The organism is Rhodoferax sp. RT5P35, from assembly GCF_056521385.1.
Genome location: NZ_JBWMAX010000311.1, coordinates 1 through 1,093, shown reverse-complemented (window position 1 = coordinate 1,093; position 1,093 = coordinate 1). Strand labels below are relative to the sequence as shown.

2 protein-coding genes are annotated in these 1,093 nt (G+C 63.1%); both read left to right on the top strand.

Features of this window, described 5'->3' with window-relative positions:
- A partial coding sequence (locus AC097L_RS25905; RefSeq protein ID WP_479589560.1) for a PLP-dependent aminotransferase family protein occupies window positions 1-539 on the top strand: 539 nt, incomplete at its 5' end.
- 16 nt (window positions 540-555) lie between these two features.
- On the top strand, window positions 556-1,093 hold a 538-nt coding region (locus AC097L_RS25900), incomplete at its 3' end, for a serine dehydratase beta chain (protein WP_479589559.1).

Below are 1,093 nucleotides of genomic sequence, written 5' to 3'. Positions count from 1 at the left end.
GCGGCATTATTTTGATGTCCCTAGAACACGAGAAGGCGATCAACAGCGCTTTCTTTCCCGGCCTGCAAGTCGAGCCGCTGATGCATGTGATTTCAGACAAGGCCGTGGCATTCCACGAGGCCCTGGCACCCGAATTCAAAGCCTACCAGCAGCAGGTGGTGAAGAACGCCGTCGCACTAGCCGAAACGCTGGTGCAACGCGGCCTGCGCATTGTCTCGGGCCGCACCGAGAGCCATGTGATGCTGGTGGACCTGCGCGCCAAGGGCATGACGGGCAAGGCTGCCGAAGCCCTGCTGGGCCGTGCCCACATTACTGTCAACAAGAACGCCATTCCCAACGACCCCGAAAAGCCGATGGTGACCAGCGGCATACGCCTGGGCTCTCCGGCCATGACCACACGCGGCTACAAGGGAGCAGCGGCGCAGCAGGTGGGCCACTTGATTGCCGACCTGCTCGACCACCCGGAAGACGAGCGCGTGGTTTCCCGCGTGCGCGCCGCCGCGGCGGATTTGACCGCCGCCTTCCCGGTCTACCGCTGAACCACCGGCCTGACCCATGGCACTCAGCACTTTCGACCTGTTCAAAATCGGCATCGGTCCGAGCAGCTCACACACCGTGGGCCCGATGCGCGCCGCACATTTGTTTGCGCAGTCGCTGCAATCCGGTGGGCTACTCCCTGCCGTGCATGCCGTGCGCTGCGAACTGTATGGTTCGCTGGGGGCCACCGGCAAGGGGCACGGCAGCGACAAAGCCGTACTGCTGGGCCTGGAGGGGGAAGAACCCGACCACATCGACCCCGACACCATTTCGCCGCGCCTGCAAACCGTACGTGACACGCAGACCCTCAAGCTGCTGGGCATCCACGCGATTGCCTTCAACGAGCGTGAGTGCCTGAAGATGCTGCGCAGGCCCTTGCCGTTCCATCCCAATGGCATGCGGCTGTACGCATTCGATGCACAGGGCGAGACCTTGCTGGAAAAGACCTACTTCTCGGTGGGTGGTGGCTTCATCATCAGCCAGGCCGAGGCGGGCCAACCCCTGCTGGTGCCCGATACCCAGGCATTTCCCTACCCCTTCACCACGGGCGATGAAT